Source organism: Pseudomonas sp. GZD-222 (genome assembly GCF_049310525.1).
Lineage (GTDB): Bacteria > Pseudomonadota > Gammaproteobacteria > Pseudomonadales > Pseudomonadaceae > Aquipseudomonas.
Map to the genome: position 1 here is coordinate 43,702 of NZ_JBMOWO010000024.1, position 23,327 is coordinate 67,028.

Annotated in this window: 20 protein-coding genes; 13 read left to right on the top strand and 7 right to left on the bottom strand. The window is 60.7% G+C overall.

Annotation, left to right across the window (positions count from 1 at the left end; translation table 11 throughout):
- Positions 1–130: 130 nt before the first annotated feature.
- Positions 131–4,030 carry a phosphoribosylformylglycinamidine synthase gene (gene purL / locus ACO6VD_RS04730; protein WP_422417364.1) on the top strand — a complete coding sequence of 1,300 codons (3,900 nt, stop codon included), beginning with the start codon at positions 131–133 and terminating at the stop codon, positions 4,028–4,030.
- A gap of 2 nt (positions 4,031–4,032) precedes the next feature.
- Positions 4,033–4,344 (top strand): NGG1p interacting factor NIF3, encoded by a 312-nt coding sequence (locus tag ACO6VD_RS04735; RefSeq protein ID WP_422417387.1) that lies wholly within the window; start codon positions 4,033–4,035, stop codon positions 4,342–4,344.
- A 64-nt stretch (positions 4,345–4,408) separates the two neighbouring features.
- Here ACO6VD_RS04735 and ACO6VD_RS04740 read toward each other — a convergent pair whose 3' ends face one another.
- The 4 genes from ACO6VD_RS04740 to ACO6VD_RS04755 all read right to left on the bottom strand — a co-directional run bounded on the left by ACO6VD_RS04740 (position 4,409) and on the right by ACO6VD_RS04755 (position 12,006).
- The gene (locus tag ACO6VD_RS04740; RefSeq protein ID WP_422417366.1) at positions 4,409–8,971 is read right to left on the bottom strand and encodes a hemagglutinin repeat-containing protein; all 4,563 of its coding nucleotides are present in this window, start codon (positions 8,969–8,971) and stop codon (positions 4,409–4,411) included.
- A gap of 24 nt (positions 8,972–8,995) precedes the next feature.
- Complete coding sequence (locus ACO6VD_RS04745; protein WP_422417368.1) at positions 8,996–10,696, bottom strand: ShlB/FhaC/HecB family hemolysin secretion/activation protein; 1,701 nt, start codon at positions 10,694–10,696, stop codon at positions 8,996–8,998.
- Between the two features lie 178 nt (positions 10,697–10,874).
- Positions 10,875–11,432 carry a murein L,D-transpeptidase family protein gene (locus ACO6VD_RS04750; protein ID WP_400170564.1) on the bottom strand — a complete coding sequence of 186 codons (558 nt, stop codon included), beginning with the start codon at positions 11,430–11,432 and terminating at the stop codon, positions 10,875–10,877.
- A 19-nt stretch (positions 11,433–11,451) separates the two neighbouring features.
- Positions 11,452–12,006 (bottom strand): NUDIX hydrolase, encoded by a 555-nt coding sequence (locus tag ACO6VD_RS04755; protein WP_422417370.1) that lies wholly within the window; start codon positions 12,004–12,006, stop codon positions 11,452–11,454.
- A gap of 132 nt (positions 12,007–12,138) precedes the next feature.
- Between ACO6VD_RS04755 and ACO6VD_RS04760 the strand changes: the two genes are divergently transcribed.
- From ACO6VD_RS04760 to purT, 5 genes are all read left to right on the top strand, one after another.
- Positions 12,139–12,738: a CoA pyrophosphatase gene (locus tag ACO6VD_RS04760; RefSeq protein WP_400170562.1), complete on the top strand. Its 600-nt coding sequence runs from the start codon at positions 12,139–12,141 to the stop codon at positions 12,736–12,738.
- Positions 12,739–12,781: 43 nt separating this feature from the next.
- On the top strand, positions 12,782–13,306 hold the full coding sequence (locus ACO6VD_RS04765) for a gamma carbonic anhydrase family protein (RefSeq protein WP_400170561.1): 525 nt from the start codon (positions 12,782–12,784) through the stop codon (positions 13,304–13,306).
- Entirely contained in the window at positions 13,306–13,518 is a 213-nt protein-coding gene (locus ACO6VD_RS04770; protein ID WP_038614178.1) for a DUF1289 domain-containing protein, read from the top strand. The genes ACO6VD_RS04765 and ACO6VD_RS04770 overlap by 1 nt, the downstream gene beginning before the upstream one ends.
- Positions 13,519–13,581: 63 nt before the next feature.
- A complete protein-coding gene (locus tag ACO6VD_RS04775; protein WP_422417373.1) occupies positions 13,582–14,049 on the top strand; it encodes a VUT family protein in 468 nt (155 codons plus the stop codon).
- A gap of 94 nt (positions 14,050–14,143) precedes the next feature.
- Complete coding sequence (gene purT, locus ACO6VD_RS04780; RefSeq protein WP_422417375.1) at positions 14,144–15,325, top strand: formate-dependent phosphoribosylglycinamide formyltransferase; 1,182 nt, start codon at positions 14,144–14,146, stop codon at positions 15,323–15,325.
- Positions 15,326–15,397: 72 nt separating this feature from the next.
- Here the strand turns inward: purT and ACO6VD_RS04785 are convergent, their stop codons facing one another.
- From ACO6VD_RS04785 to ACO6VD_RS04795, 3 genes are all read right to left on the bottom strand, one after another.
- Positions 15,398–16,699, bottom strand: coding sequence for an MFS transporter (locus ACO6VD_RS04785; RefSeq protein WP_400170557.1), 1,302 nt, complete (start codon positions 16,697–16,699; stop codon positions 15,398–15,400).
- 267 nt (positions 16,700–16,966) lie between these two features.
- A complete protein-coding gene (locus ACO6VD_RS04790) occupies positions 16,967–18,181 on the bottom strand; it encodes a transporter associated domain-containing protein (protein WP_422417377.1) in 1,215 nt (404 codons plus the stop codon).
- Positions 18,182–18,194: 13 nt separating this feature from the next.
- On the bottom strand, positions 18,195–19,007 hold the full coding sequence (locus ACO6VD_RS04795) for an inner membrane protein YpjD (RefSeq protein WP_400170555.1): 813 nt from the start codon (positions 19,005–19,007) through the stop codon (positions 18,195–18,197).
- Between the two features lie 196 nt (positions 19,008–19,203).
- On the opposite strand from ACO6VD_RS04795, the gene ffh reads away from it, so the two are divergent.
- The 6 genes from ffh to ACO6VD_RS04825 all read left to right on the top strand — a co-directional run bounded on the left by ffh (position 19,204) and on the right by ACO6VD_RS04825 (position 23,259).
- Positions 19,204–20,580 carry a signal recognition particle protein gene (ffh, locus tag ACO6VD_RS04800; RefSeq protein ID WP_400170554.1) on the top strand — a complete coding sequence of 459 codons (1,377 nt, stop codon included), beginning with the start codon at positions 19,204–19,206 and terminating at the stop codon, positions 20,578–20,580.
- Between the two features lie 234 nt (positions 20,581–20,814).
- Positions 20,815–21,066, top strand: a complete 252-nt coding sequence (gene rpsP, locus ACO6VD_RS04805; RefSeq protein WP_038614163.1) for a 30S ribosomal protein S16 — start codon at positions 20,815–20,817, stop codon at positions 21,064–21,066.
- 5 nt (positions 21,067–21,071) lie between these two features.
- The gene (gene rimM / locus ACO6VD_RS04810) at positions 21,072–21,608 is read left to right on the top strand and encodes a ribosome maturation factor RimM (protein WP_400170553.1); all 537 of its coding nucleotides are present in this window, start codon (positions 21,072–21,074) and stop codon (positions 21,606–21,608) included.
- A gap of 3 nt (positions 21,609–21,611) precedes the next feature.
- The gene (gene trmD / locus ACO6VD_RS04815) at positions 21,612–22,364 is read left to right on the top strand and encodes a tRNA (guanosine(37)-N1)-methyltransferase TrmD (protein ID WP_400170552.1); all 753 of its coding nucleotides are present in this window, start codon (positions 21,612–21,614) and stop codon (positions 22,362–22,364) included.
- Between the two features lie 42 nt (positions 22,365–22,406).
- The gene (rplS, locus tag ACO6VD_RS04820) at positions 22,407–22,757 is read left to right on the top strand and encodes a 50S ribosomal protein L19 (protein ID WP_010220244.1); all 351 of its coding nucleotides are present in this window, start codon (positions 22,407–22,409) and stop codon (positions 22,755–22,757) included.
- A gap of 94 nt (positions 22,758–22,851) precedes the next feature.
- The gene (locus tag ACO6VD_RS04825; protein WP_400170551.1) at positions 22,852–23,259 is read left to right on the top strand and encodes an acyl-CoA thioesterase; all 408 of its coding nucleotides are present in this window, start codon (positions 22,852–22,854) and stop codon (positions 23,257–23,259) included.
- Positions 23,260–23,327: the final 68 nt, after the last annotated feature.

Below are 23,327 nucleotides of genomic sequence, written 5' to 3' on the forward strand. Positions count from 1 at the left end.
CCCCCGAGTCCGCTTTGTTCCGCCGACATGCGGCCGCGTCAGAATGCTGTGTTGCGGGTGCCGAAAGCGACGGATTTAGGCTAGAATGCACGGCCTCTAAGCACACCCCCTTCCTGAGGCTGTCCCGACGATGTTGATCCTGCGCGGCGCTCCTGCCCTTTCTGCCTTTCGCCACGGTAAATTACTCGAGCAATTGAGCCAGAAAGTCCCCGCTGTTAGTGGTTTGTACGCTGAATTTGCTCATTTCGCCGAGGTTGACGGCGATTTGACCGCCGACCAACAGCACGTGCTCACGCGCCTGCTCAAGTACGGCCCGAGCGTACCGGTACAGGAGCCGACCGGTCGCCTGTTCCTGGTCATGCCCCGATTCGGCACCATCTCGCCCTGGTCGAGCAAGGCCAGCGACATCGCCCACAACTGCGGCCTGGAAAATGTCCAGCGTCTGGAGCGCGGTATCGCCTTCTATGTCAGCGGCGAACTGAGCGAAGCCGATGCAGCCAACGTCGCCGACGTGCTGCACGACCGCATGACCCAGATCGTCCTGAACCAGCTTGAAGAGGCCGCCGGCCTGTTCAGCCACGCCCAGCCCAAGCCGCTGACTGCCGTGGACATTCTCGGTGGTGGCCGTGCCGCGCTGGAAAAGGCCAACGTTGAACTGGGTCTGGCCCTGGCCGAAGACGAGATCGACTATCTGGTCACCAGCTTCCAGGGTCTCAAGCGTAACCCGCACGACATCGAACTGATGATGTTTGCCCAGGCCAACTCCGAGCACTGCCGTCACAAGATCTTCAACGCCAGTTGGGATATCGACGGCGAAAGTCAGGAAAAAAGCCTGTTCGGCATGATCAAGAACACCTACCAGATGCACAACGAAGGTGTCCTGTCTGCTTACAAGGACAACGCCTCGGTGATCGTCGGTAACGTCGCCGGCCGCTTCTTCCCGAATCCTGAAACCCGCCAGTACGGCGCGGTGCAGGAGCCGGTGCACATCTTGATGAAGGTCGAGACCCATAACCACCCGACCGCCATCTCGCCGTTCTCCGGCGCCTCCACCGGTTCCGGTGGTGAGATCCGTGACGAAGGCGCTACCGGCCGCGGTGCCAAGCCCAAGGCTGGCCTGACCGGTTTCACCGTTTCCAACCTGCGCATCCCAGGCTTCGAACAGCCTTGGGAGAAGGCCTACGGCAAGCCGGACCGGATCGTCAACGCCCTCGACATCATGGTCGAAGGCCCGCTGGGCGGTGCCGCGTTCAACAACGAATTCGGTCGTCCAGCCCTGACCGGCTACTTCCGTACCTTCGAGCAGTCGATCAATACCCCGCACGGCGAAGAAGTGCGCGGCTACCACAAGCCGATCATGCTCGCCGGTGGTATGGGCAACATCCGTGAAGACCACGTGCAGAAGGGCGAGATCACCGTCGGCGCCAAGCTGATCGTGCTCGGTGGCCCGGCCATGCTGATCGGTCTGGGTGGCGGTGCGGCTTCCTCCGTCGATACCGGCGCCAGCTCCGCCGACCTGGACTTTGCCTCGGTACAGCGCGAGAACCCGGAAATGGAACGCCGCTGCCAGGAGGTCATCGACCGCTGCTGGCAGCTGGGCGACAACAACCCGATCGCCTTCATCCATGACGTCGGTGCGGGTGGTATTTCCAACGCCTTCCCTGAGCTGGTCAACGACGGTGGCCGCGGTGGCCGCTTCGAGCTGCGCAACGTGCCTAACGACGAGCCAGGCATGGCCCCGCACGAAATCTGGAGTAACGAATCCCAGGAACGTTATGTCCTGGCGGTGAGCGCTGGCGATTTCGAGCGCTTCCAGGCCATCTGTGAGCGCGAGCGCTGCCCGTTCGCAGTCGTTGGCGAGGCCACCGAAGAGCCGCACCTGACCGTTACCGACAGCCACTTCGGCAACACGCCGGTGGACATGCCGCTCGACGTGCTGCTCGGCAAGCCGCCGCGCATGCACCGTTCGGTCACCCGCGAAGCGGAGCTGGGCGACGATTTCGATCCGAGCACCCTGGAACTGCAGGATTCGGTCGAGCGCGTACTGCGTCACCCGGCCGTGGCCAGCAAGAGCTTCCTGATCACCATCGGCGACCGCACCATCACCGGTCTGGTTGCCCGCGACCAGATGGTTGGTCCGTGGCAGGTTCCGGTGGCTGATGTTGCCGTGACCGCCACCAGCTTCGACGTCTACACCGGTGAAGCCATGGCCATGGGCGAGCGCACACCGCTGGCCCTGCTCGATGCTCCGGCGTCGGGGCGCATGGCCATCGGCGAGACGCTGACCAACATGGCGGCGTCGCGCATTGAAAAACTGTCCGACATCAAACTGTCGGCCAACTGGATGTCCGCAGCCGGTCACCCGGGTGAAGACGCGCGTCTGTACGACACCGTCAAGGCCGTCGGCATGGAGCTGTGCCCCGAGCTGGGCCTGACCATTCCGGTGGGCAAGGACTCCATGTCGATGAAAACCCGCTGGGAAGACGAAGGCCGCGAGAAATCCGTGACCTCGCCACTGTCGCTGATCGTTACCGGCTTCGCCCCGGTTACCGACATCCGCGACACCCTGACCCCGGAACTGCGCATGGACAAGGGCGAGACCGATCTGATCCTGATCGACCTCGGCCGTGGCCAGAACCGCATGGGCGCCTCGATCCTCGCCCAGACCCACGGTAAGCTGGGTAGCCAGGCACCGGACGTCGATGACGCCGAAGACCTGAAAGCCTTCTTCGCCGTGATCCAGGGCTTGAACGCTGACGGTCACCTGCTGGCCTACCACGACCGCTCCGACGGTGGCCTGTTGGTCACCGCGCTGGAAATGGCCTTCGCCGGTCATTGCGGCCTGAGCCTGGAACTGGACACCCTGACCAGCAAGCGCGAAAAGATTGCCGCCATTCTCTTCAACGAAGAGCTGGGTGCGGTAATCCAGGTGCACCAGGACGCAACGCCGGACGTGCTGGCGCAGTTCAGTGCTGCCGGTCTGGGTGAAGACTGCGTCGCAGTGATCGGTCAGCCGGTCAACAACAGCGAAGTCGTGATCCAGCACATGGGCGAAGAGCTGTTCCGTGGCGACCGCGGCCTGCTGCAACGTCAGTGGGCTGAAACCAGCTACCAGATCCAGCGTCTGCGTGACAACGCCGACTGCGCCGATCAGGAGTTCGAAGGCCTGCTCGAGGAAGACAATCCGGGCCTGAGCGTCAAGCTCGGTTTCGATGTCAACCACGACATCGCCGCACCGTACATCAAGAAGGGCATCCGTCCTCAGGTGGCGGTATTGCGTGAGCAGGGCGTCAACGGCCAGGTCGAAATGGCCGCTGCCTTCGACCGCGCCGGCTTCAACGCTATCGACGTGCACATGAGCGACATCCTTGCCGGTCGCGTTGACCTCAACGAGTTCAAAGGTCTGGTCGCCTGCGGTGGCTTCTCTTACGGTGACGTTCTCGGCGCCGGTGAGGGCTGGGCCAAGTCGGCGCTGTTCAACAGCCGTGCCCGCGAAGCCTTCCAGCAGTACTTCGAGCGCACCGACAGCTTCACCCTGGGTGTGTGCAACGGTTGCCAGATGATGTCCAACCTGCACGAGCTGATCCCGGGTACCGAGCTGTGGCCGCACTTTGTGCGTAACCGTTCCGAGCAGTTCGAAGCCCGTGTGGCCATGGTCCAGGTCCAGGAGTCGAACTCGATCTTCCTGCAGGGCATGGCCGGTTCGCGCATGCCGATCGCTATTGCTCACGGTGAAGGTCATGCCGAGTTCGAAAGCGAGGAAGCGCTGCTGCAAGCCGATCTGTCCGGTTGCGTGGCACTGCGCTTTGTCGACAACCATGGCAAGGTTACCGAAACCTACCCGGCCAACCCGAACGGCTCGCCGCGCGGGATCACCGGCCTGACCAGCCGCGACGGTCGCGTCACCATCATGATGCCGCACCCTGAGCGGGTCTTCCGTGCCGTGCAGAACTCGTGGCGTCCGGATGACTGGAACGAAGACGCAGCGTGGATGCGTATGTTCCGCAACGCGCGGGTCTGGGTGAACTAAGGGTGTACAAGCTCGCCTTCTTCGTGCCACCGAGCCACGTTGAAGTGGTCAAAGCTGCTGTGTTCGCCGCTGGCGGCGGACGCATCGGCGACTACGACTGTTGCGCCTGGCAGGTGTTGGGCCAGGGCCAGTTCCGCCCGCTGGACGGCAGTCAGCCGTTTATCGGGCAGAACGGTGTGCTCGAACAGGTCGAAGAGTGGCGGGTAGAGCTGGTGGTGACCGACGAGTTGATCCAGTCGGTGGTCTCTGCTCTCAAGCGCAGTCACCCTTACGAAACACCGGCGTATGAGGTCTGGCAACTTGCCGACTTCTGAGGCCAGATAGAAAAAGCCGCGACTGCTTGCAGATCGCGGCTTTTTCTTGCCTGTGCCTCTCGTTTTAACGGCGAGTTTCGGTTTGAGTAATGCTCGATGCCAAGGTGCTGGTGCGATTATGTCCACTGGTACGAAGCAGGCCGAGATCGAGCGAGTTTTCCTCTTGGCCGCTGCCTGTCGACCGGTAGGCATCGATCAAGCCACTGACCAGATCCACTGGCGCATTCGAGGCATTGAGGCTCACTTCACGGCGGTAGTCGCGACCGCTCAGCGATTCCTGGGTGATGGCACTGTTGCCCAGTTCGACCTTGCCGTTGGCTGCTTGCAGGCGGGCAGCGGAGAGCCCGGTGGCGCCTCCGACCGCCAGGGCAATGCCATCACGGCCGCTGAGTACGCTTTGACTGGCGACGCTTTTGCGCTGAGTGTGCTCGACGTTGAGGTTGAGCGTTGGCGAGAAATTCGGATCGGCTTTCTGCACCGCCTCTCCTGCATGCTCCTCTACCTTGTTGCCCAGGGGGCCCGCCAGCGCACTGGCGGCGTTGATGTAGCCCTGGGGATTTTTTTCCTGGCTCAGTCGTGCGTCCACTTCAACCTTCAAGGCGTTGACACGATCCTGGCGACTGGTAACGCGCAGATCACCACCAATCTGGCCATCGATGCGTTCGGCCTCCATGCGTACTCCTTCCAGGCGCGTATCCCCCAGGCTATCGAGGGTGATCTTCCCGGCGCGCCACTGACTGTTTTCATGGGTGAGGTTGTCACGGCGGTCGATGTTCACCAGTGCCCGGGCGTACAAGCCCCGTTTGTCTTGCTCGGCAGTCGTGCCGGGAGCCGCGTTGATCCCGGCGCCTGCCTTCACCTCCTGATTGTTGCGCTGGTCAGTATTGCTCGCGGCTTCGATCAGGATGCCACCGTTACCGGCGCTGATACCGATCTGCGCCGCCGATGCCCTGACACCTTGCAGATGCACGGCATCTGCATTGGTGTCGGCACTGCTTACCGTCAGCTTATCCTTGGCAAACCACTCTGCTGCGCTCGCGGTATTACTGTTCTCGTCGATGCGCCCAATGCCGAAATGGCCTCCGGCGCCGGCACCCTTGCCACCGGCTGTGCTTGAGGCCTGCAACTCCAGGCCACCATTGATCGTGCTGCCTTGCGCTTTATGAGTGTCGGTAGCGGTCTTGGCCTGAAGCGTACCGACACTCTGCAGGTTGATGTTGCCGACCTTGGCGGTGTTGCTGCCGATCCGGCTACCCACCAGTTCGAGTGCACCCCCTGCTTGCAATTGCACGTCACCCTTGGCGTCGATAGTGGCGACCCGGGCCTGGGTATCGGTACTGTTGCGAGTGTTGTGGTCCAGGTAGCCACGCAACTCCAGGGCACCTCCTGTGGGGTTGTTACCGCCCTTGGCCCAGGCGTTGCTTTGCAGTTGCTTCAGGCTGTTCTGCTGTACATCGTTGGCTTGGGTCAGGCTCAGGTTGCCGTCGGCCAGCAGCTTCAATGCGCCATCGCCCGCATCGAAGCGGGTGCCTTCATACAACCCGTCGCTACCCAACTGGATCTGAATGCCGGTTTGGCCATAGAGGCTGCCGGGCTGTGCAGTCTGCTTGAGGTCGTTCTTTTGCAAAGAGCCGCCTTTGCCCGAGAGTCGCAGGTTGATATCGCTGCCGGTGCTGGTGTCGACACGTACCCCGCTCTCGACATCCAGACTTCGAACACTGGAGTTGCTGCTGTCCTGAGCGGCAGCGAGGCGGTGGGAGCGGGCTTGAATTGTCAGTGGTCCCTGCTCGGCCCGGTAGCGGGTACCGGTATCGTCGAGGGTGTCGGCATTAATGTTGATGCTGGCGCCTTTCAGCTCGGCGACCTGCGCAGTCGTGGACTGCTGGGTGGTCACGCGGTTCAAGTGTTTGAGCTCGAACTCGGCGCCGAGGCTCGGTGGTGCCAGGGCGTCTTCAACGGCAGACTGCTGGAATCGACTCGCTTCCTTACCCATGATCAGGTTTTCAATTGGGCGGGTGAGATCTTTGTAGGCAAGGCTGGCACCCAGGCTTGCTTGCCAGTTTTTCTCGGTCAGCCTGGAAACCTGGGTATCGTCTACCGATCGGTTTTCCAGCTTGCCAGCTTTTAGCTCCAGCGCTTCGCCAGCCGTAAGCTTGGCGGCTTCGTTGATCAGCGTAGAAGTCGTAATGCGCAGGTTGCCAGAGGCACCGAGGTTGCTGCGCTGGGCCTGACTTGAGCGCTCTTCAAGCACGGTTTGCTGGTGATAACCCTCAAAGGCGCTACCCAGTTTATCGATGCCACCGCTGACCTTGAGGGCACCACCGCTGTTGCGGGTGCTGGTATGTTGCGACTGTTCGTTATGCTGCGCCGCGAGATTGACGTTGCGGGCATCCATCTGCAAATCGCCTGCGGTCGCGTTGAGGTTTGAGCCTTTAATGTTGACGTCCTGCCGGCTGTTGACCTCGACTTGCCCCCCGCTGAGGGTGCTGGCCACCTGCTTTTTATCCGTCTGCGTCGCATCTACCTGGCTGACGTTGTAGCCCAGTGAGGCGCTGTACTGGTGCGAGCCGGGTTTGCCCTCGCTGGCATCCACGGTCTGGCTGGCATTGGCGCTGAAGCCTTTGTTCTGCTGCCGTGTGGTCACGCTCTGCAATTGTTCGGCAGCACTGACGGTGATGTCCTTGTTGGCTTGCAGCTGCAATTGCTTTGCGGCGTTGATCTTGGCCCCAAGCACCCGCAGTTCATCGGCACTGGCCAGGCGCAGGTTGCTTTGCGATGCGAGGTCACTGACTAGCACATCCTTGCGTTGCTCTTGGCGTGCGGATTTTTCAGAGATCAGGCCAAACAGTTTGCTATCGCTTTCGCGCTGGTTGAGGGTGGACTGATTTTTTGCCGCTTCGACCGTCAGCAGTCCTTTTTCACTGATCAGCACGGCATCGCCCTGGCTGTTGACGCTGGATCCTTTGATTTGTACCTGGTCAGCCCCCACGGTCAGTGCGCCTCCCGCCTGGATCTGGCTGCCGCTGGCGGTCTGACTTTCGCTATCGGATTGCCCGTCCTTGCCGAAGAACGTGCCCGACACCAAGTCGCCTCGATAGCCTTTGGACTGTTGCGAGCTTTTCAGCGACACCTCGGCTATCTCCACAGTGCCGGCCTTCAGGGTAATGTCGCCTGCACTCTTCAGGGTGCTGCCCAGCACCTGCGTACGTCCCCCCGATGTCATAGAAACCTGTCGGCCGGACAAGTCACTGGCCTTGGCGCTCTCCTGGTACCGGCTGCTGGCCTGGTCGCCGCGCCACAGGTGTTTGCGCTGACGAATCTGTTCATCCACCTGGTGGCTGTCGATCCCGGCACTGATGTTCAGTGCATCGCCTGCTTGTACATTGAGCTTGCCTGCGGCCTGGACCGTGGCGGCAACCAGATTGATATCCTTGCCTGCTTGCAGGGTAATGTCCTGGCTTGCCTGTAATTGACTGCCGAGATGCTCGCGGTCGGTTCGGGTGTTTTCGCGATCATAGGTTTCGGTGGTGACGAACCACCATTTCTCTTCCCGATTGTCACGCTCGCGTTTCAGTGATTCGCGCATTCGGGTATCGAGGGTCAGGTTTTTTCCGGCCTTGGCCTGAATTTGCTGTGCTTTGATCTCAACCGCCGTCAGGCTGAGGTTATCTGCGGCGTTCAAGGTCACGGCACCTTGCTCGCTGTTCAACCGGCTACGCTGTTGCGCCGTACCGCTGATTTCGATCGCGCCTTTTGAGTCAATGACAATCCCTTCGCGGGCCTGGACAGGGTTTGCGCCCATGCGCACGCCGGCACCTTCAGCACTGCTGATAATCTTGATGCGTCCGGCCTGCATGGCCCCGAACAGGCTGGCATCGACACTGCCGGTGGGCGCGGCGAGGTGGTCGATTACTTGCTGATCCGTGTTGCGGACAAGATTGCGTCCGGCGGTAAGATTCAGTTCGTCGCGGGCATTGAGCGGGCCCTGACTGTCAATGCGCGGAGCGATCAGGTCGAGGGCGCCGTCAAGGTTGCTCTGGCCACCTTGGAGAATTTGCAGGGTGCCAGTGGCGTTGCGCGAGTCGAGGTTCTTGATGCGTTGGTCATCGAGTTCGGGGGTACCGACCAGGAAGCCTGCGCGGGTGGTATTGATGAAGCTGCCGCCGTTGAGGGTGATGCCGTTGGGGTTGGCGAGTATGTAGTCAGCCGCTCTGCCGAAGATTTCCTGGGTGCCCTCGATGCGTGAGGGGTTGCGGCTGATGACTTCGTTGAGGATGGTCGAGGCGGCCTGGCCCTGAAACTGCGGGTTTGCTGCCAGGGCTCCGGCCAGTTGCGATTGTCCGGCTTGTAGCGCGTTGTTGAGGACGACCCCGGGCTTGTTGACGTTGTAGTCGAGAAACTGGTTGTGCGACAGACCGCTGGCGTTGGGGGCAACAATATCAATGACCGGCACGCCGTGTTGATTGTTTATCAGTGGGGTGCCAGCGGCGCCGGCAGCGGCCTGCAGACCATTCTCGGCCAGACTGACACAGGGTGTAAGCAGGCAAAGGGCAATCATCCAGCGTAGATGATTGGGGCTAAGTCGGGCAAAGGCTGGGGAGGGGAGTTGGGCTTTGGTGGACATCATGGTCTTCTCTCTTTGTTGGGGACATCAGATGTTCAATACCCACTCCAGCAGCCAGTAGCCTGCTTCCAGGTGCTGGCGATGTACTGCGCTGGCATACAGGGCGCGTTGGTAGTCAAGATTGAGGCGACTGTTGGGCAGGCTCAGCTCAAGGCCGGCATGCGAGCCGACCAGCCGCTGCGCTGCACGGCCGTGGTCGAATTTGCTCCAGCCCAGATCCACACCCAGTTGCGGGCGCAAGACCAGGCCTTGGGGCAAGTCCAGGGCGAGGGGTTGGCTCAGGGTGTTACGCCAGGTAGCGCCACTGGCACCGGCGACCACCAACTGGCGGAAACCGCGTATACCGGTGTTATCGCTTAACTGTTGCTGTTCGACGGCAGGCAAGGCATCGGGGCTGTACTGCAGATTCAGTTCACTCTGCCAACGCCAGGGCCAGTTCGGGTCACGGCCCTGGCTCAGGCGCAGGAGGTTGGCGCGGTACTTGCGAAAGCGCGGTTGTGGAGCGTTGCGGTGTAACGGCTCGCGATCGGCGCCGAACCAGTCCAGGCCCTGGCTCACGCCCAGATAAGCACTCCACAGGCCGTCGTCGAGCCAGAGCAGGTTGAGGCCGGCTTCAAGGCTTGTAAGGGTCGGACTTTGCAGGTACAGCCGCTGTTCGCCGAGGCGATTGACCAGGCGTTTTTGTTCCAGGCGCACGCTGGTACTGAGCAGCCCTTGCCGATTGCGCCACAGGTTGCGTTCCAGGCCCAGGCTGTAGAAATCGCTTTGGCCGCTGGCGTGCAGGCGCCGGCCGGGAAGCTGTGACTGGTAGTGCAGTTGATTGACGCTCAGGGCATAGGACCAGGCGCCGTAGGGAATGCTGTAGTACAGGCCATAGCCCCGGCTGTAACTTGAGCCAGGCTGGAGCGTGGAGTTGGCCGACACTTGTGCGAAATCATTGAGCTGCAGGGGGCTGTCCAGACCGAAGTTCAGGCCCAATCGTTCGCGCCCGGTCTGTTCACTGCCGCGATTGTCGAAATTGCTGCCCAGGTGCCAGCGGGCATTGATCTGTCTGGGGATAACGACGATTCGGCTCGCTCCTTGAGTGCTGCCGGGCACGATGTCGGCGCCAAGATCGAACGCTTTCAGTCGGTTAAGCTGATCCATGCCCTGTTCCAGGTCGGCCAGGCGTAAGGGTTGGCCCAGCAATGAGGGAAAGGCGCTGTTCAGTGAAAGTGGGAGATCGGGGTCGGAGAGCTCGATCGACTCGACAAACCCTTCGATGATTACGATGTCCAGCGTGCCGCCTGCCACTGGCCGCTTCGCAAGATAAGGCCGGCTGGCCAGGTAACCGGCTTGAACATACTGCTGGGTAATGGCTTTGAGTACCCGGTTGATCTGCCCTGGGCTCATGCACGGCTTGATCAGCGGTTGCAGGGCGTCGTTGAGGTCGGCGGACGACAATTGTCGATTGCCGGCCAGGCGTACTCCGCGCAATGGCCAGCACGGGCCGCTATCTGCGGAGGCAGATTGTTCCTCGGTGGTGGAGGGCCGTTCGTCTGATCGTTGCAGGGTGCGCAGGCGTTGACGTTGCTCAAACTGTTCGCGTTGCAGGCGCTGATCCTGAAGTTGCTGTATGCCAGGATGACTGTCGGCTGCAGCTGATTGCGGGGCCCATAGAAAAAGCCCCACCATGGCCAAGGCAAGGCCGCAAAGGCGTAGCGCTGCGTTGCTGGAAGAACGGGGCATGGCATTGCGTCCAGGGTGTTGGGTGCTGAACACACACCCGGTTATCCGATTGCACGGATTTTATGGACGCTACTATTCGTATGGATGCGCTACGGGGCCGACAACCCTGTAGGAGGGAGGCCGCAATTGCGTAGGGTATTTCCGGCGCGACGCGCCGGAAGAACACAGGCGAGAGGAATCAGGGGCGAATTTCGATCATCGTGCCGTCAGGCACCATATTCCAAACCTCGCGCATGTCGCGGTTGGTCATGGCGATGCAGCCTTCGGTCCAGTCCAGGGTGTGGAAGACCTCTTCGGGATACTCTTCGTCCAGCGGTGTGCCGTGGATCATGATCATGCCACCCGGCGGTACGCCTTCACGCCGGGCCCGGGCTGAATCGCTGATGTTCGGGTAGGACACGTGCATGGCCAGGTTGTAGCGATCGCTTTCCTTGCGCCAGTCGATCCAGTAGAAGCCTTCCGGAGTACGCTTGTCACCCTCGCGCAACTTCGGCCCTTTGGGCTGTTTGCCCAGCGAGATGCGATAGGTTTTCAACGGCGCGCCGGCGCTGATCAATTGCAGGCGCCGTTCCGACTTCAGTACCAGAATCTTGTCGATAAGCACTGAATGCTCGGGTTTGAGCTGGAGCGGCGAGGGCGCGACCTTCTCGATAGGCTTGGTCACGATCGTTTCGGTAAACGCTGCCTGGGACACCGATGTCACACTGAGGCAGAAAAGGGCAAACAACCAGCGCATGAAACGATATCCCTGGAAACTAGGTGTTGAGTGACGAGGCGAGCGATGGTGACAGACATTCGTTGCCAATCGGGTAGCGCTGCTCGGTGCGGTCACGATAATAGCATTCTAGGGTACGACTGACGGTGCGGAAAGCCAGCTCGTCCCACGGGATTTCACTTTCATCGAAAAGTCGCACTTCCAGGCTCTCGACGCCGACGGCAAAATCCAGATCGGCCAGTTCGGCACGAAAGAACACATGGACCTGATTGATGTGCGGCAGGTCGAACAATTGATAAAGCGTCATCTGCCCGACCCGGGCGCAGGCTTCCTCGACGGTTTCGCGGCGGGCGGCGTTTTCCATGGTCTCGCCGTTCTCCATGAAACCGGCTGGCAGGGTCCAGTAACCCCGGCGCGGCTCGATGGCTCGGCGACACAACAGTACCTGGCTACCCCAGGTCGGCAGTACGCCGGCGACGATATTGGGGTTCTGGTAATGAACGGTATGACAGTGATCGCAGACATAGCGCAGGCGAGTGTCGCCCTCGGGAATACGCTGAATCACCTGATTGCCGCACGCACTGCAGAATTTCATGCTTTTATTCCTGTAGGTTGCGTCTATCTTGGCGCGACTTTCACCGCGGCTGCAAGCCGGTTCACCTCAGGGCTTGGGCGGCTCGCGGCTTTGGTGCATCATGCAGGTCATGCTTAGAATCGAGAGAGAGCAATGCTGGACGAGCTACTTCGCCGCGTGAGCAGTCATACGCCGGGCACCCTGGAAACCGATCGTCGTTTTCCCGAGGCCGCAGTGTTATTGCCTATTACCCGTAGCGAAGCGCCCGAGCTGGTATTGACCCTACGCGCCAAAGGCTTGTCGACCCACGGCGGCGAAGTTGCCTTCCCGGGCGGGCGACGTGATCCGGAAGATCCTGATCTGGTGTTCACCGCCTTGCGCGAAGCCGAAGAGGAAATCGGCCTGCCGCCAGGACTGGTAGAAGTCATTGGCCCCTTGAGTCCGTTGATCTCCTTGCATGGACTGAAGGTCACGCCATTCGTCGGTTTGATTCCCGACTATGTCGAGTACCACGCCAATGATGCGGAAATTGCCGCAGTCTTCACCGTGCCATTGGAGTTCTTCCGCCAGGACCCGCGGGATCACACCCACCGTATCGATTACCAGGGGCGCAGCTGGTACGTACCCAGCTATCGCTTTGGCGAGTACAAGATCTGGGGATTGTCGGCAATCATGATCGTCGAACTGGTCAACTTGCTTTACGATGCCGACATCAATCTGCACCAGCCTCCTGAGCGTTTCATTCCAATTTGAGCGGGCTCACCCGCCACCACTGCCGGACCGTGAGGAACCACGCATGAAATACCGTCTGGGCGACCTGCGGGTCGAAACCCATCCACGCAGCTGGGCGGCGCCCACTGCCACGTTGATCGGCAAAGTGCGCCTGCAGGCTGGGGCCAGTGTCTGGTTCGGCGCAGTGCTGCGCGGCGATAACGAACTGATCGATATCGGCGAAAACAGCAACGTCCAGGACGGTACCGTCATGCATACCGATATGGGCTCGCCGCTGACCCTGGGCAAGGGCGTGACCATTGGTCATAACGCCATGCTCCATGGTTGCAGCGTGGGTGACTACAGCCTGGTCGGCATCAACGCCGTCATCCTCAACGGTGCGCGCATCGGCAAGTACTGCATCATTGGCGCCAACGCGCTGATTCCGGAGGGCAAGGAAATTCCCGATGGCTCGCTGGTGATGGGCTCGCCAGGCAAAGTGGTACGCGAACTCACCGACGCACAGAAGAAAATGCTCGAAGCAAGCGCTGCGCATTACGTGCATAACGCCGAGCGCTATGCTCGCGATCTGGCGCCGCAGGAGGATTGATGAGTAGCACTGAGCGTCCGGTCGCCTCGCCCTGCGTGCAAATCTGTGCCCTGGACGAGGCTGACATCTGCACCGGCTGTCAGCGCAGCGCTGCGGAAATCACCCGCTGGGGCCGAATGGACAACAGCGAACGTCGCCAGGTGCTCAAGCTGTGCCACGAGCGGGCTGTGGCGGCGGGGCTGATCTTTAGCGTCAGTGGCGCGCCGTGCTGATCCGCCACTTGGCCGCGGGCGGCTGCTCAAGTACCCTGTAGGGCTTGCCCAGCGGTCTATTCCATGCCTTTTCTGATTGCCTACATCAGCAGCGTCGTGCTGATCAACTACGCCTTCTCCAGCGCCCCGCACCTGGACGTCATCTGGTCCGCCTGGGGCGGGCTGGTGTTCATTCTCCGTGACATGGTGCAAACCCGCTACGGCCACGGTGCCCTGGCTGCCATGCTGGCCGCGTTGGTGCTGTCCTACATCACTTCCGAGCCTGCCATCGCCCTGGCCAGTGCTACCGCTTTCGCCGTCTCGGAGCTGATCGACTGGCTGGTGTTCAGTATCACCAAGCGGCCCCTGCACGACCGCCTGTGGCTGAGCTCGGCGCTGAGTATCCCGATCGACACCTTCATCTTCTTCGGCATGATCGGTGCCTTGACCCCGGCGGTAGTTGGTACCGCCCTGGCTTCGAAATTTGCCGGGGTCACCGCTGTCTGGCTGATCATGGCCTGGCGTCTGCGCAAGCGTGCCATCACCGGCTGAGGACCTGCGGTCCGGTTCATGTAAAATGGCGCTCCTTTTCACCGGGTTGCACCATTAGGGGCAGCCCAGGAATCCTTCCCTCTGAGGACCTGAAATGACCCGTATCGGAACCCCATTGTCGCCAACAGCGACCCGCGTACTGCTCTGTGGCTGCGGCGAACTGGGCAAGGAAGTGGTGATCGAGCTGCAACGCCTGGGCGTTGAAGTGATTGCCGTGGACCGTTACGCCAATGCCCCGGCCATGCAAGTGGCCCATCGCAGCCATGTGGTCAACATGCTCGATGGTGCAGCGCTGCGCGCGGTGATCGAGGCCGAGAAACCGCACTACATCGTCCCGGAAATCGAAGCCATCGCCACTGCGACCCTGGTCGAGCTGGAAAACAAAGGCTTCACCGTGGTCCCGACCGCCCGCGCCACGCAGCTGACCATGAACCGCGAAGGCATTCGCCGTCTGGCTGCCGAAGAACTGGACCTGCCGACTTCGCCTTACCACTTTGCCGATACCTTCGAAGACTATCGCAAGGCCGTCGAAGACCTGGGCTTCCCGTGTGTGGTCAAGCCGGTAATGAGTTCCTCGGGCAAGGGCCAGAGCCTGCTGCGCAGCACCGATGATGTGCAGAAAGCCTGGGATTACGCCCAGGAGGGCGGGCGCGCCGGCAAGGGCCGGGTGATCATTGAAGGTTTCATCGACTTTGATTACGAAATCACCCTGCTGACCGTTCGGCATATCGGTGGCACCACGTTCTGTGCCCCGGTTGGTCACCGTCAGGAGAAGGGCGATTACCAGGAGTCGTGGCAGCCGCAGGCGATGAGCCCGGTGGCCCTGGCTGAGTCCGAGCGCGTGGCCAAGGCCGTTACCGAGGCGCTGGGTGGCCGTGGCCTGTTCGGCGTGGAGCTATTCATCAAAGGTGATCAGGTGTGGTTCAGTGAAGTGTCGCCACGTCCACACGATACCGGTCTGGTTACCCTGATCTCGCAGGACCTGTCGCAGTTCGCCCTGCATGCACGGGCGATCCTTGGTTTGCCGATTCCGTTGATCCGTCAGTTCGGTCCGTCCGCCTCGGCGGTGATTCTGGTTGAGGGGCAGTCGCAGCAGACAGCGTTCGCCAATCTGGGCGCAGCCCTGAGCGAGCCGGATACCGCCATTCGCTTGTTCGGCAAGCCAGAAGTCAACGGTCAGCGCCGCATGGGTGTGTGCCTGGCGCGTGATGAGTCGATCGAGGCCGCCCGGGCCAAGGCGACCCGGGCTTCTCAAGCCGTTAGCGTAGAGTTGTAACACTGATCGCGGGGCAAGCCCGCTCCCACAGGTTGATCCAGCCGGTGGGAGCGGGCTTGCCCCGCGATGCTTCTACAGCTCCGAATGGCGAGTTTCTTTCAGGCACAACACAGCAATCAGGCTCAGCAGTGCCGCCGCCGATACATACCCGCCAACCCAGCTCAAGCCCCCCATCGCCACCAGCTTCTGCGCGAAGAACGGTGCCGCCGAAGCCCCGACTATACCGCCCAGGTTATAGGCAGCCGAAGCCCCGGTATAACGCACATGAGTCGGGAACAACTCGGGTAGCAATGCACCCATCGGCGCGAACGTCACCCCCATCAAAAACAGCTCGATAGCCAGGAACAGCGCCACGCCCGCCGTGGAGCCCGAGGTTAGCAGCGGCTGCATGGTAAAGCCCGAGAGGATCGCCAGGACCGCGCCGACAATCAGCACCGGCTTACGTCCGTAGCGATCGCTGAGCCAGGCCGACAGCGGCGTGGCCAAGGCCATGAACAACACGGCAAAACACAGCAGGCCAAGGAAGGTTTCGCGGCTGTAGCCCAGGGTCGAGACGCCATAGCTGAGCGAAAACACCGTGGAAATGTAGAACAGGGCGTAGCACACCACCATCGCCGAAGCGCCGAGCAAAACCGGCATCCAGTAGTGCGAGAAGAGTTCAATCACCGGCATCTTCACCCGCTCGTGGCGGGCGACGGCCTTGGCGAAGATCGGCGTTTCTTCGAGCTTGAGGCGCACATACAGGCCAACGATGACCAGTGCCGCACTGAGCAGGAAGGGAATCCGCCAGCCCCAGCTACGGAACTGCTCGTCGGTGAGGGTCATGGCCAGGATCAGGAACAGGCCGTTGGCGGCCAGGAAGCCGATCGAAGGGCCCAGTTGCGGGAACATGCCGAACCAGGCGCGCTTGCCTTTGGGGGCGTTCTCGGTGGCCAGCAAGGCCGCGCCACCCCATTCGCCACCAAGGCCCAGGCCTTGGCCGAAGCGCAGTACGCAGAGCAGGATCGGTGCCCAGGCGCCAATGCTGTCATAGCCCGGCAGGACGCCGATCAGCGTGGTACATACCCCCATCAGCAACAGCGAGGCGACCAGGGTCGATTTACGCCCGATGCGGTCACCAAAGTGGCCGAACAGCGCAGAACCCAGGGGGCGGGCAAGGAAGGCGATACCGAAGGTGAGAAACGCCGAGAGCATCTGTGCGGTGCCGGATGTCTGCGGGAAGAACACCGGCCCGATCACCAGGGCGGCGGCAGTGGCGTAAACGTAAAAGTCGTAGAACTCAATGGCCGTGCCAATAAAGCTGGCGGTGGCTACCCTGGCGGGCGAGTTGCCCGGGCTGGCCTGGGCCGTTTCGGAGTAGGTGCTGGTCGTCATGCGATTATCCCTGACAGTCGAGTGCTCCATGGGCGCCGTCGCCGATCTGCACAGGCAGGTGCCGGCAAGCGGAAGCCGAAGCGTATTGTTGTTGGTCGCGTGACTGAGCATACGCCCGATGGGGATAGGGGCGGGCGCGGGCAATGTTCGGGGTGTGAAGCAGTGCCGGTAAAACGCGCGGTATTCAGTGTTGCGGACTGGCCGGTAGACGCTGGGTGCGGGTAGCGGGCGAGACGGCCAGGCTGGGTAAGCGTGGTCGGAGTATAGCTAGCGCGTCACGGTCCATACCAGTATGCGACTGGCACAATTGTCTTCTGTTTCGAGGATTTCCAGGCGATAACGGCCGATCTTCAGGCACACCGCGCTGGCCGGGATGCTTTCCAGCGCTTCGGTGACCAGGCCGTTGAGGGTCTTCGGCCCGTCGCTGGGCAGGTGCCAGCCCAGGCTGCGGTTCAGCTCGCGGATCGACACGGCGCCTTCGATGACATAACGGCCGTCGGCCTGGGGATGGATGTGCGGGTTGTCCTGCTGGTGTTCGTCTTCGAACTCGCCGACGATCTCTTCGAGAATGTCTTCCAGGGTGACAATCCCCAGTACCTCGCCGTATTCGTCGACCACAACGCCAAGGCGCCGCTGCTGTTTGTGAAAATTCAACAGTTGCAGTTGCAGTGGTGTGCCTTCCGGAACGAAGTAAGGGTTATAGCAGGCCGCCTGCAAGGCTTCGCGGGTCAGCTCGGCGCGGGGTAGCAGGTGGCTGATCAACTTGGTATTGAGGACCGCTTCGACCTGGTTGATATCGCTGTGATAGACCGGCAGGCGGGTGTGACGGCTGATAATCAGTTGTTCGATGATCTGCTCGATCGAGTCGTCGAGGTTGATGCCGTCGACGTCGTTGCGCGGTACCAGAATGTCATTGACCGTGATCTTGTCCAGGGCCAGCAGGCTCTCGGGAAGGTTCAGGCGATGGTCGACCTGCAGGTGCTCTGGAGCGTCGGCGTCGTAGTTGTCCTGTTCGTGCAGGGTCACGGCATGCGGCTGGATCCGGAACGGACGCAGCAGCACGCGTGCGCAACCATCGAGCAGCCAGGCGAGGGGCTGGAGCACTTTGAGCGGGGCTTTGAGCAGGCTGTTGCCCAGGGTAATGAAGGTCTGTGGATTGCGCCGGGCCAGTTGCCGCGGCAAATATTCAGCCACGATCAACAGCAGGGCGGCGGCGCCAAGCCCGGCCAGCCAGAAGCCGTGTTCGCCATCGAAGCGCTGGCCGAGCAAGCAGGCCAGGGCCAGTACCAGCAGTTTGCCCAGGGTCGAGCAGAGCACCAGCGATTGTGGTGCGACAGCCAGCTCCGGATGTTCGTCCGTGTGGCTGTTGCGGCGTACGTTATTGAGTTGTTGCTGGGCGGCGTCCACCGCCGTGAACAACGCCGACCAGAGCAGGGCCAGTGCGAGAATGCCAAGCAAGGGTCCTAAGGGCAGTGCGTCCATTTACCTGTGCCTGTCAGATGTGCAGGATGAATTCACGCACCAGCTTGCTACCGAAGTAGGCAAGCATCAGCAGGCAGAAACCCGCCAGCGTCCAGCGGATCGCCTTGTGGCCGCGCCAGCCCAGACGGGTGCGCCCCCACAGCAGGACACTGAAGACAATCCAGGCCACGCAGGCCAGCAAGGTCTTGTGCACCAGATGCTGGGCAAACAGGTTGTCGAGGAACAGCCAGCCGGAAATCAGCGACAGCGACAGCAGCCCCCAGCCGGCCCAGAGAAAGCCGAACAACAGGCTTTCCATGGTCTGCAGCGGTGGAAAGTTACGGATCAGGCCGGAAGGGTGCTTGTGCTTGAGCTGATGATCCTGAATCAACAGCAGCAGGGACTGGAATACGGCGATGGTAAACAGCCCGTATGCCAGTATCGACAGCAGGATATGCGCCAGAATACCCGGTTCTTCGTTGATCAGCGGCACCGTGCCCGGTGGCGCGAACTGCGAGGTCAGCGCCGTCAGCATGCCCAGCGGGAACAACAGCACCAGCAGGTTTTCCACCGGAATGCGCAGGCAGGCCAGCAATGTCAGGGCGATCACCGCCGTGGCAATCAGACTGGCGGCGCTGAAGAAGTCCAGGCTCAGGCCCAGGGGCGTGAGCAACTGCCAGCACAGTGCAGTGCCTTGGGCGATAACCGCCAGCGCGCCGAGCAGGCCGAGCAGGCGTTTGTCGGCCTTGGCGCCTTGCGCCAGGCGGGAGCCTTGATAGAGAGTCGCGGCGGCATACAGGCAGGCGGCGATCAGATTGGGTAGCAAGCTGGGTGACAAGGGGAGCATAAGTCCTGTTAGGCAAGCCCGAAAAGAGTTGAGTTTGGCATAGAACGCGCCTGCCAAGGAAGACTGCCAGCCGACGGCGAGGTGTGCGCTTGCCCGAGTCTTCGTTATAATCGCCGATCTGCCCCTGCCCAAGGCCCGTCGAACACGCCAGAGGCAGCTGATAAACCTCGGTTCTACAGAGCCTGAAAGGATCACCATGTTTGAAAACCTGACCGACCGTCTGTCACAGACGCTGCGCCATGTCACCGGCAAGGCCAAGCTGACCGAAGACAACATCAAAGACACCCTGCGTGAAGTGCGCATGGCGTTGCTCGAGGCTGACGTCGCCCTGCCGGTGGTCAAGGATTTCGTCAACAAGATCAAGGAACGTGCGGTCGGCACCGAGGTGTCGCGCAGCCTGACGCCGGGCCAGGCATTCGTGAAGATTGTCCAGGCCGAGCTCGAAGACATGATGGGTGCAGCCAACGAAGAGTTGGCACTCAATGCTGCGCCACCGGCCGTGGTGCTGATGGCGGGCCTGCAGGGCGCGGGTAAGACCACCACTGCCGGCAAGCTGGCGCGCTTCCTTAAAGAGCGCAAGAAAAAGTCGGTGATGGTGGTGTCGGCTGACGTCTACCGTCCGGCGGCGATCAAACAGCTGGAAACCCTGGCAGGCGATATCGGCGTTACCTTCTTCCCGTCCGACATCAGCCAGAAGCCAGTGGCCATCGCCGAAGCGGCGATCCGCGAAGCCAAACTGAAATTCATCGACGTGGTCATCGTCGACACCGCCGGTCGTCTGCACATCGATGCCGAGATGATGACCGAGATCAAGGACCTGCACGCTGCGGTCAAGCCGATCGAGACCCTGTTCGTGGTCGACGCCATGACCGGTCAGGACGCGGCCAACACCGCCAAGGCCTTTGGTGATGCGCTGCCGCTGACCGGTGTGATCCTGACCAAGGTCGATGGTGACGCCCGTGGCGGTGCTGCACTCTCGGTGCGCGCCATTACCGGCAAACCGATCAAGTTCATCGGTATGGGCGAGAAGAGCGAAGCGCTTGAGCCGTTCCATCCCGACCGTATTGCTTCGCGCATCCTCGGCATGGGCGACGTGCTCAGCCTGATCGAGCAGGCCGAACAGACCCTCGACAAGGAAAAGGCCGACAAACTGGCCAAGAAGCTGAAGAAGGGCAAGGGCTTCGACCTCGAAGACTTCCGTGACCAGCTGCAACAGATGAAGAACATGGGCGGCCTCGGCGGCCTGATGGACAAGCTGCCAAGTATCGGTGGGGTCAACCTGGCGCAGATGGGCAGTGCCCAGGGCGCAGCCGAGAAGCAGTTCAAGCAGATGGAAGCGATCATCAACTCCATGACCCCGGCCGAGCGCCGCGACCCTGAGCTGATCAGCGGTTCGCGCAAGCGCCGGATCGCCATGGGCTCCGGCACCCAGGTGCAGGACATTGGTCGTTTGATCAAGCAGCACAAGCAGATGCAGAAAATGATGAAGAAATTTTCTGCCAAAGGCGGCATGGCGAAAATGATGCGCGGCCTGGGTGGCATGATGCCAGGCGGCGGCATGCCGAAGCTGTAACCCTATTCGGATTGTCGGCACGCAGCTGTGCCGACGATCGGAACCCCGCCCTCGGCGGGACACCGCTGCCTTATATAGGGCAGCTTATTCGCAAATCTGCAGGCAGGCCTTTTCGCTCAGGTAAAAAGGCATTTGCAAAAGTCCGTGTATTCCTTGAGAATATGCGGCCTTTCGGGCACCCGTGTGCCCGCTGTGCATTATGATTTGCAGCACCGACTACAGGAACGATGTTCAATGCTAACCATCCGTCTTGCCCGTGGTGGCTCTAAAAAGCGCCCATTCTACACCCTGACCGTGACCGACTCGCGTAACCCGGTTACCGGTTCGCACATCGAGCAGGTTGGTTTCTTCAACCCTATCGCTCGTGGTCAGGAAGTTCGTCTGTCCGTTAAAGAAGACCGCGTTGCTCACTGGCTGAGCGTTGGCGCACAGCCGTCCGAGCGCGTTGCTCAACTGCTGAAACAAGCTGCCAAGGCTGCTGCCTGAGCACGATGAGCGCGACGCCAGAAAAAGCTGATGACTTGATCGTTGTTGGCAAGATTTTTTCGGTTCACGGCGTTCGCGGCGAGGTGAAGGTCTTTTCCTTTACCGATCCGATTGAAAACCTGTTGGATTACCCTAACTGGACGCTTCGGCACGAAGGGAAGGTAAAACAGGTCGAGCTGGTCAGTGGCCGTTCCACTCAAAAGGATCTGGTCGCCAAGCTCAAAGGCCTCGACGATCGTGATGAAGCCCGTCTTCTGAGCGGTTATGAGATTTGTATCTCGCGAAGCCTTCTGCCCAACCTGCCTAGCGACGAGTACTACTGGTACCAGTTGGTAGGTCTGAAAGTCATCAACCAGGACGAACAACTGTTCGGCAAGGTTGATCACCTGTTGGAGACCGGCGCGAACGATGTATTGGTGGTCAAGCCCTGCGCGGGCAGCCTGGATGATCGCGAGCGGTTGTTGCCCTACACAGAGCAATGCGTGCTGGCAATCGACCTGGATGCAGGCGAAATGAGGGTGGAATGGGACGCGGACTTCTAAGCAATGGCCAGCCTGCGCGTAGACGTCATAACGCTGTTTCCCGAGATGTTCTCGGCCATCAGTGAGTACGGCATTACCAGCCGAGCGGTAAAACAGGGGTTGTTGCAATTGACCTGCTGGAACCCGCGGGACTACACCACAGATCGTCACCATACGGTGGATGATCGGCCGTTTGGCGGTGGTCCGGGCATGGTGATGAAGATCAAGCCTCTGGAAGACGCCCTGGTACATGCCAGGCAAGCAACTGGAGAGGCGGCAAAGGTGATTTACCTGAGCCCGCAAGGCCGCAAGCTGACTCAGTCGGCGGTCAAAGACCTGGCGAAGCAGGAATCGTTGATCCTGATAGCCGGTCGTTATGAAGGCATTGACGAGCGTTTTATTGATGCTCATGTCGATGAAGAGTGGTCGATTGGCGACTATGTACTGTCTGGTGGCGAGCTGCCGGCGATGGTCCTGATTGATGCGGTTACGCGACTGCTGCCCGGAGCTTTAGGGCATGCGGACTCGGCGGAGGAAGACTCCTTTACCGATGGTCTGCTTGATTGCCCGCACTACACCCGACCGGAGGTGTATGCGGATCAGCGTGTTCCCGACGTGTTGCTTAGTGGCAACCATGCACACATCCGGCGATGGCGTTTACAGCAGTCCCTTGGGCGGACCTATGAACGACGCGCCGATCTTCTGGAAAGTCGCTCACTTTCTGGAGAAGAGAAGAAGCTGCTCGAGGAGTATCTCCGAGAGCGGGACGATAGTTAACGTATCGATGGTAGATCCGACGATTTACCTTAGGAGCACAGCATGACCAACAAAATCATTCAGCAGATCGAAGCTGAGCAGATGTCCAAAGAGATCCCGACCTTTGCCCCGGGCGACACCATTGTCGTTCAGGTGAAAGTGAAGGAAGGCGATCGTTCGCGTCTGCAGGCTTTCGAAGGCGTTGTAATCGCCAAGCGTAACCGTGGTCTGAACAGCGCTTTCACTGTTCGCAAGATCTCCAACGGTGTTGGTGTAGAGCGTACTTTCCAGACCTACAGCCCGCAAATCGACAGCCTGGCCGTGAAACGTCGTGGTGACGTGCGTAAAGCCAAGCTGTACTACCTGCGCGACCTGTCCGGTAAAGCCGCTCGCATCAAGGAAAAACTGTCCTGATGACAGTTTGACCGGTGGCTGCGGCCACCATGCGAAAAAAGCAGCCTTCGGGCTGCTTTTTTGTTGTCTGCAATTTGTCCCAGATGTGAAGTGTATGAGCCCCAGAGAGCAGGAAATCGAACGCCGCACCGAACTGTCGGTGACCCGCGTCACCAAAGCGGTGTTCCCGTCCACCACCAACCACCACAACACCTTGTTTGGCGGAACCGCCCTGGCCTGGATGGACGAAGTGTCGTTCATCGCCGCCACGCGCTTTTGCCGGCTGCCGCTGGTGACCGTGTCTACCGACCGCATCGACTTCAAGCATCCGATTGCTGCCGGTTCTATCGTCGAACTGGTAGGCCGGGTAGTCACTGTCGGCAACACCAGCCTCAAGGTCGAGGTTGAGGTGTTTGTCGAAAGCATGAGCTGCGACAGTCGCGAAAAGGCGATCCATGGCTTGTTCAGCTTTGTTGCCATTGATGACGACAAGCGGCCAGTGCCGGTATTGCCCGGGTTCTGAATCCTTCGCGGGGGGAGAGGGGCTAACACAGGGGTGGAGGGGGGGTCACAAAGCGACTCTTATGTAGC